Raw genomic sequence first — 8,204 nt, 5'->3', positions numbered from 1 at the left:
TGCCGGAACGTCGAGATGCTCGGTTTGAAACAAGATCAGCGGCGGGCTGTCTTCGATATCTTCTGTGAGAATGAAAAAGGAGAAATATTCATAGTCGAGATGCAGAAAAGCCGGCAGAAATATTTTTCCGACAGGGTGTTGTACTATGCCTCGTTCGCGATCCAGCAGCAGTCAATGATCGTAAAGGAAAAACTTGAAAAAGAACCGGATGAAGTAATACGCAAACGTTGGAACTACCAAATCAGCAAAGTGTATGTCGTGTGCATCCTGAGCTACATCATGGACCTGTCCCGCCCGGAGAAATACCGCTGGGATGTCGTACGTATGGATCGGGAGCTGAAGCTTCCCTTCAGCGAAACACTTAACGAAATCTATATCGAAATGCCGAAATTTGTGTTACCTTTGCATCAGTGTGATACACTTTATAAGAAGTGGTTATATGTTTTAAACAACATCGAGATCATGGAACGATTACCCCAAGAGCTGAACAATCAGATATTCCGCAAGCTGAAAAGCATCGTGGAGGTAGAGCGCATGACCCCCGATCAACGCTTGGAATACGAACTGAGCCTTTCCGTTGAACGCGACCTTTCCGCTGCCCTCGATACCAGTTTTGAAGATGGAATGGAAAAGGGGAAAATCGAGGAACAGCGTCTTATCGCTGCCAATTTTAAAAAGCAAGGAATTAATATCGAAACGATCGCACTATGTACCGGTTTATCGGTAAAAGAAGTGAACGAGTTATAACCTGTTAATGCTTATTGATTGCAGGAATTTTGTTTTTTTGTGAAATATAGGAAAGATTGTTGAACATTTGTCTTTCAGGCATGATATATTTTGCTTATATTTGTCCCATTAATATCAATCCAAAATAGTACAAACTATGAAAAAGAAAGTTATACGCTTTGTTCAATATGCACTTGTTAATATTTTATTCTTCATCTCCGTTTATCCTCTCCACGCACAGGTTTCCAATCCTTCTTCATGGGAAAGTTTTGTCAGCAGCGACAAAAATATACTTGTCTCAGATACATTCAGACGGCAGACGTTCGGGAATTCGGAATGGGATAATTGGGAATATACGTTAACTGTAAAATCCTCTCTTATCCAAGATAAGCATACTATAAAGATACCTGTCGGTTCCGGTATTATTTTTCGTTCCTTCCCGCTTAATAACTATACGGATGTAAAAATCGTATCACATATTGCCGGACTCAATATAAAACCTAAAGAGTCTTTATCATTTAACGTTCATCGTAATAACTCCGATGAAGTCATAATCGGAAACACTCCTGAAAAAGATAAAGATTTCATGAGTTACAGATATCTTACAATCGGAGGTAATCCAAGCTCCTTTGCTATAACGACAAACAAAAGTGCCACCACACAAAATGGATATTATATGACCGATAGCGTTTTTGCTTACGGTAACATCCCTTCATATTCCTTATTCTCCGGTATCGGAAACTGGAACGATACGATCCTTTGGTCGCATCTTCCTCCACTCCGCCACAGAAATGCACTTATAAAAGGGAACATTACGATAACGACAGATACTTATTGCAAAGATATCGCCATCCACTCTGGATCTCTGAAAATCAATTCCGGCAATCGGCTTACCCTACAAAATCTGGACTTATACGAAAATGATGCTTCTCTCTATTCTGAAGGAACGATACTTCTTTCCGACTGTATCACCTTCCATAAAACCTTTAAAGAATCCGGCCAATGGTATTTCATCTCATTCCCTTTCGATGTCTATCTCGCCGGTATCGATCCCCGTTTTATCCAAAAAGATGCCACCCCTAACGACGGGGGGAATTTCTTTTATATCCAATCTTACAATGGAGAAAAACGGGCATCGACTAATCTATCTGTCGGCAACTGGGAAATCATGCCAATCCTTCCCGATGATGTACCCCTGTTTGAGAAGAACAAAGGTTATCTGATCGCATTAGACGAGAAAGCGACAAACCGAACGATGTCTTTCTCCTCCCGCCCCGGCGACATTCCTGAAGATTTTGCCAATACGGGAACCATTACAATTCCTTTAGATTCCGACATGACTTCAGACAATCAAGAGAACTTCGGCTGGTATTTGTGCGGCAATCCGTTTCCAGCTGCACTCCCGTTAACCCGAATAGAAAAAAACAAGGCTTTGGACGGGAATATTTATGTATATAACGGAAACGGTTATAGAACTTATTCCCTCAACAGCAGCTATGCTCTCCCTCCTTTCGCCGCCTTCTTCGTAAAAGCTTCTTCTTCGACAGAATTAAAAGTATCCAGCAGTACCCCCACCAAAGCGACAAACATAATCTCAACAAATTTTCCCGTTAACCAAAGCAGAATCGAACCTCATCCCGGCAATCAAAGTACAGGCATAAAAAACACCAATACAGAGGCCTTCCTCTTTTTCATAAAAGACGGGCAGTTGCATCTGCAAAATATCCCGGAAGAAGGATATCTCAAGATTTTTAATATGGCAGGACACTGCATACTTCAAAAGAAAATACAACAAGGTTCTCAAGTGGTCCGGATTAGAGAAAAATCTGAAGGCCTACATATCTTGAGAGTTTATACAGGAGGTACTGACAATGGATACAAAATTATTTTATGAATAAACTCATCTTACAGGAAATTCGGTAAGACGAAGCGTTGTACAGCCGTAAGGAATAAGTTCGATCATTTCTTCTTCCCCGGCAGGTGCTCCCATCTGTGAATAGTAAGCGATCGGCCCGACCGAACCGCGTACCAAAGTCCAATCCGGTAACCGTCCCGCCTTGACTTTAATGCTCACTGGGGCATTTTCCACATTCCAAGGGTAACCGGATACTTGTCCTTTTTTCTCCACAATAAAAGATTCGCCGATTTTTTCCCGAGACAGATTTTTGCTGAACAGGAAATAATTCCACGGAGTATCAGAAGTGACCTCATAATACCATGTTCCATAGTTTACCGACTTCTTATCTTCGAAAAATTTTTTCTCCCATTTTTCATTCATTTTCAAAGCATATACCAACGGTCCACGTTCCACAACCGCACTTTTGTCATACCAACGGCTGACAGCGACTTCCATAGGAAATTCCACGGTCAACACATCACCGTTTTTCCATTCCCGGTTGATACGTGCTATCGCACCCGGATAAGCATCAACGGGCAAGGACTCGCCATTCAACTTGATCTCCGGATGCTTACACCATTCAGGTATCCGAATATGAAAAGGGAAAAATGCTTTTTTCACTTTCTTGTCCACAAAAGATACATGGAAATCGATCCTCTCTTCAAAAGGATAAGCCGTGTCCTCTTTTATTTTCACTTCAATCCGATCGGCTACTTTCGCCACAACCTGCGATGGGGCATACACCAAGGCGGCAATGCCATTATCTGCCGTGGCATACCACAAGTTTTGTACAAATTTCGGCCAACCTTGATGGAGGTTTGACGTACAGCAAGGATAGCCGGTCAACTCTCCGAACAAAATATCAGTATCCTCATGAGGAGTAGAGAACTCTCTCCAAGTCCGCGTGACCGATACCTGATTGGTCTGTTGATAATACTGGCGAGCAGAATAGTCATCGGTAACCTGTGTCGGCAACGCATTGTAAGCCACACGTTCCAAATAATCCGCCCATTGCACGTCTCCTGTAACTTCTAACATTTTTTCAAGAGAATACATCATTTCCACTGCGGTGCAAAGTTCCGATCCGGCAGTTGGTTTTCCAAAACGCAACAATTCGTCTCCTCCCCATAAGCCGGTTGGCAATCCGATCGTATTATGGATATCATGAACGGCTTTTTGGATAGCCTGTATTTGTCGAGGATTTTTATTTTGCTGGTAATAAATAATAGGCTCCTTAAAACCTTGTGCCAAATTTACACAATGCAAACTATGCTGACGCGACAAGTGGTCCTGATTCAAAAAGACATCTGTCCAGTTGAATGTTTGCTTATGAATCAGTTCTCCCAAATCCAACAAGGATTTATCTCCCGTAATGTTATACAACCAGTAAACAACCATCAGATTGTCTCCACCACGCTGTTCTCCCCAAAAAGTCCATTTGCCCAAGGGGTTTATGGGTAATTCCTTTAATTGATAATGAAAATACTTTGTCATAAAGTCAATTACACGTTTATCGTTAGTCGCCGTATAATATTGCTGCATAATTTTCAACATCACCATTTTTGGCCACCAATCCTGTGCATTGTCCCGTTGCAGTCCAGGTTCATAACTCCGGTCCGTGTCCGGCCCGAAATATCCGTTTGCTTTCTGCGAAGCCAAAGTCCATTCAATCCAAGGTTGTACCTTTTCAATCAGTTCTTTGTCTTTCAGAATATAAGCCAAAGGCAACAGACCATCGATCCAATAAGGGCCACGCTCCCAAACGTCTCCATCGCCACCCAACCAACCGTTGCGGGCTCCCATGACTTTTTCATAGACCTCATTCAAATGGCCGGTCATCCCATTCTTCATTCGAAGCAGTTGTTCTTGCATCCACCCCTCTGCCGTTATCGCTCCTAACGGCAACTCGATATAGTCTTTTTGTAACAGAGGTTGCCGGTTATTCAGGTAATTTCCGGATACAGACGCTTCTTCTGCTGGAGAAGCAAAGGCTGCCGTGGCAGCCATAAAGACTGTCAAGAAAACGGTTGTCAATTTATTCATGTCTATATTGTTTTTACGTGATCACTCCTTATAATCAATCCAAACTTTCATTTTTCCGGCCTCCCTATTATCCCAGGCATAATAAGGAATAAAAGACATTTTCTGATTCCCGGACACTGCATCTATTGATTTGATGCCTCCCAATTTCCGGGGATCGTCTTTCACTTCAAACGAAACAGACGGTGTCAATGCTATATTATCAAAGTCAGACGAATTATCCGTTTCTTCCAGGCAATAGACTAACGGTCCACGCTGTACGGCCCGTTTTCCGATATCCTGTTTGACACGCGGATCGGCAGACACTACTTCTATGGGCATATCCATCTTCAGGACAATCCGGTCTCCAGACTTCCAATCCTTAAGGACTGCATATCCTTTGTCGACCGGGACATTCACTTTATTGTCGTTGACTGACAAAATATAGTTTTTACACCACCCCGGAATGCGAATACGAAGTTCCTTTTTGAACGGCCGTTCAGAAACGACACTCAGCCGGACCTCTCCATCCCAGGGATAATCCGTTTCCTGTTTCAAGGTGATTTCCTGTCCATCCGACATGATTCGGGTGGTATTTCCCATATAAAGATTCACCCACAGAGCCTTATCGGAAGTTCCGTAAACATAGTTGCCAATAGAAGGCAGAAAGCGTGAAATCTGACTCGGGCAACAGGCACAACCATACCAGGCTTGCCGATGATGATCGCCGTTCGATTCCAAAGGATTGACGTAAAAGAACCGATCGCCAGCCAATGAGACACCGGCCAAAGCTCCGTTATACATGGAACGTTCCAGCACATCCACATATTTAGAGTCTCCAGTCAGTTGGTTCATCCGTTGATTCCAATAAACCATGCCGACCGAGGCACAAGTCTCGCAATAGGCATCCAGATTCGGCAAATCATAATCTTCCGTAAAACCTTCATTATGTTTGGATGAGCCTATCCCTCCGGTGACATACATATTCCGCAAAACGACATCATCCCACAAGCGATCCAAAGCTGCAATATATCCAGTGTCTTTCTTCAACGCTGCGACATCGGCCATTCCACAATAGAGATACATGCAACGGACTGCATGTCCGGAAATATCTGTCAAATCCCTGACAGGAATGACATCCTGATAATAAGACGGATCCCACTTTCCTTCGTTCCCCTTACTCCCGTGGCCATGTCCTCTTTCTTCCAGCAACCAGTTTGCAAAATCAAGATATTTCGGTTGGTTCGTTGTTTGATACAGTTTGACTAATGCCAGCTCTATCTCTTCATGTCCGGGAACCCAATGCCTTTTTCCCGGACCGAACAGTTCCATCATGTGATCAGCCATCCGGACACTGACATCCAGCAACTTTCGTTTTCCCGTAGCCTGATAATAGGCAACGGCTGCTTCTATCATATGACCGGCACAATACATTTCGTGCTTGTCCATATTCTTCCACCGCCTATCCAACCCGGTCAAAGTATAGAACGTATTGATATATCCGTCAAGCTGTTGTGCCGCTGCAATATTATCGATCCATTCGTCCGCTTTCTTTTCCAGCTCCGGGTTCGGATTATTGATAAGACTATACGCTATTCCTTCAAGAGCTTTATACACATCCGAATCATCAAAGAAAATGCCGGAATGCTCTCCCTCTCCTTTAGCCGCATTCACAAAGTTCTGCATACGTCCCGTTTGATTCTCGATCTGGTCGATACAGACCGGAAGAGTAGCAGAAATATGCCTGTTCAAACGTGGCGACCAAAAATCATCCTGTATCCGGACATGAGAAAAATCCACCTGATCAATCATCTTCAGCGGGACATCGGTTAGCGTTTTTTGTCCCGAACATCCCCAAAAGGCTAAACAAACAAAAGGTAATACTATATACTTTTTCATGGTTCCATATTTTTATTTACAAATATATCAATTATTTGGATTCTATTCCAGTTTCGGATTAGAAGTCAACACATTTTCCGGAATCGGGAATATAGAGAGTGTAAATTGAACTGTGTCACCGAACACTTATTGTATAATATTGTTTATTTAACAAAGAAGCGTATCTTTTGTCAATTGCATTAAATCCAGGCTTTTTCTACTTAAAAAAGGCCTTCTTGCCGTGAGGCGCACTGTTTTTTTCCACGAAGACGGTCTTCATTACCTTGACGACCGTCTTCATACATGATGGTCTCGGCATCTCATGGCAACGACGACCGTCTTCATTTCAACGACGACCGTCTTCATGGCCATAAAGGCCTGAATCCCTTTTCAAATATCCAAAGCCGCCACCAATCTTTTTTACTACAGACAAATCTCAGGAGGTTGAGCTTTTCCAAAATGCAAGCGTTTATTCCTTTTCTATCTCTCTCAAAACAATATATTTTAATTTCCTGCCGGTCTCATATATCCGTTTATCAGCAAAACAGAAAAAACAGTATCAATATATCAAACTAAAATACTCTGATATTTTGATAGAAAGAGAAAAAGCAGGAAACAAGGGTTATTGTTCAGAATGTATTACATTTCGATATGGGGAAGGAGACTATGCACATAAATCAGAATATCCATTGCAGTGGTTTATTCCTCGTTTTTATATACTTTTGCAGCTCGATTAAATAAGTAATATGAATACACATAATCTTTGCTGTATCGGCCACATTACGTTAGATAAGATTGTAACGCCGAAAAGGACACTGCATATGCCGGGAGGGACATCCTTCTATTTCGCGCATGGAATGAGCAATTTAGACACTTCCGATTTCCTGCTGGTAACAGCTCTTGCCACCAGCGAAATGAAGGCGGTGGAAGATATACGTCGGAAAGGAATCGATGTCAAAGTTTTACCCAGTACCCATTCCGTCTACTTTGAGAACACATATGGCGAGAACCAGGACAACCGGACACAGCGGGTATTGGCAAAAGCCGATCCGTTCACAGTCGAAGGGTTGCAGGATGTCGATGCCCGTATTTACCATTTGGGGAGTTTGCTGGCGGACGATTTTTCCTTTGACGTAATCAAATATTTATCGACCAAAGGAATGCTCTCGGTCGATGCTCAAGGATACCTGCGCGAAGTTCGCGGAGAGAAAGTTTTCGCCGTAGACTGGCCGGAAAAGGAAGAAGCATTGAAATATATTCATATCCTGAAAGCCAACGAACACGAGACGGAAGTTCTCACCGGATGCAAAGATCCGCGCGAAGCAGCTCTGAAATTAGCCAACTGGGGTGTTAAAGAGGTCTTGCTGACATTGGGAAGTATGGGATCCGTTATTTATGCCGACGGCGAATTTCATGAGATACCCGCCTATCCTCCGACAGAGATTGTGGATGCTACAGGATGTGGCGACACCTATATGGCAGGCTATCTGTATATGCGAAACAAAGGTGCTTCATACAAAGAAGCGGGATGTTTTGCCGCCGCCATGTGCACGATCAAACTGGAGGCTTCCGGTCCTTTCAGAGGAACAGAGAAGGATGTTTGGGATATTATCGAAAAGAATAAGTGAGACGATTTCAGATTTATAATTTATGATTTATGATTTGAGCATCACTGTCAAATTAT

Annotated in this window: 5 protein-coding genes; 3 read left to right on the top strand and 2 right to left on the bottom strand. The window is 42.9% G+C overall.

Annotated elements, in window-relative coordinates; translation table 11 throughout:
* Both BQ9893_RS18125 and BQ9893_RS18120 read left to right on the top strand, forming a co-directional pair.
* The coding region (locus BQ9893_RS18125; RefSeq protein WP_075967218.1) for an Rpn family recombination-promoting nuclease/putative transposase at positions 1–747 on the top strand (747 nt) is incomplete at its 5' end.
* A gap of 136 nt (positions 748–883) precedes the next feature.
* A complete protein-coding gene (locus tag BQ9893_RS18120; RefSeq protein WP_075967217.1) occupies positions 884–2,620 on the top strand; it encodes a hypothetical protein in 1,737 nt (578 codons plus the stop codon).
* Between the two features lie 6 nt (positions 2,621–2,626).
* Here BQ9893_RS18120 and BQ9893_RS18115 read toward each other — a convergent pair whose 3' ends face one another.
* Both BQ9893_RS18115 and BQ9893_RS18110 read right to left on the bottom strand, forming a co-directional pair.
* On the bottom strand, positions 2,627–4,666 hold the full coding sequence (locus BQ9893_RS18115; protein WP_075967216.1) for a beta-L-arabinofuranosidase domain-containing protein: 2,040 nt from the start codon (positions 4,664–4,666) through the stop codon (positions 2,627–2,629).
* Positions 4,667–4,687: 21 nt separating this feature from the next.
* Positions 4,688–6,541 (bottom strand): glycoside hydrolase family 127 protein, encoded by a 1,854-nt coding sequence (locus BQ9893_RS18110; RefSeq protein WP_075967215.1) that lies wholly within the window; start codon positions 6,539–6,541, stop codon positions 4,688–4,690.
* 725 nt (positions 6,542–7,266) lie between these two features.
* On the opposite strand from BQ9893_RS18110, the gene BQ9893_RS18105 reads away from it, so the two are divergent.
* Complete coding sequence (locus BQ9893_RS18105; protein ID WP_075967214.1) at positions 7,267–8,148, top strand: PfkB family carbohydrate kinase; 882 nt, start codon at positions 7,267–7,269, stop codon at positions 8,146–8,148.
* Positions 8,149–8,204 lie beyond the last annotated feature (56 nt).

Origin of the sequence: Parabacteroides massiliensis (genome assembly GCF_900155425.1) — a bacterium.
Lineage (GTDB): Bacteria > Bacteroidota > Bacteroidia > Bacteroidales > Tannerellaceae > Parabacteroides > Parabacteroides massiliensis.
This window is presented reverse-complemented; position numbering and strand designations above follow the sequence as displayed.

Coding starts and splice junctions, on each gene's coding strand:
- BQ9893_RS18120 (WP_075967217.1), top strand. CDS start 884: ATGAAAAAGAAAGTTATACGCTTTGTTCAATATGCACTTGTTAATATT.
- BQ9893_RS18115 (WP_075967216.1), bottom strand. CDS start 4,666: ATGAATAAATTGACAACCGTTTTCTTGACAGTCTTTATGGCTGCCACG.
- BQ9893_RS18110 (WP_075967215.1), bottom strand. CDS start 6,541: ATGAAAAAGTATATAGTATTACCTTTTGTTTGTTTAGCCTTTTGGGGA.
- BQ9893_RS18105 (WP_075967214.1), top strand. CDS start 7,267: ATGAATACACATAATCTTTGCTGTATCGGCCACATTACGTTAGATAAG.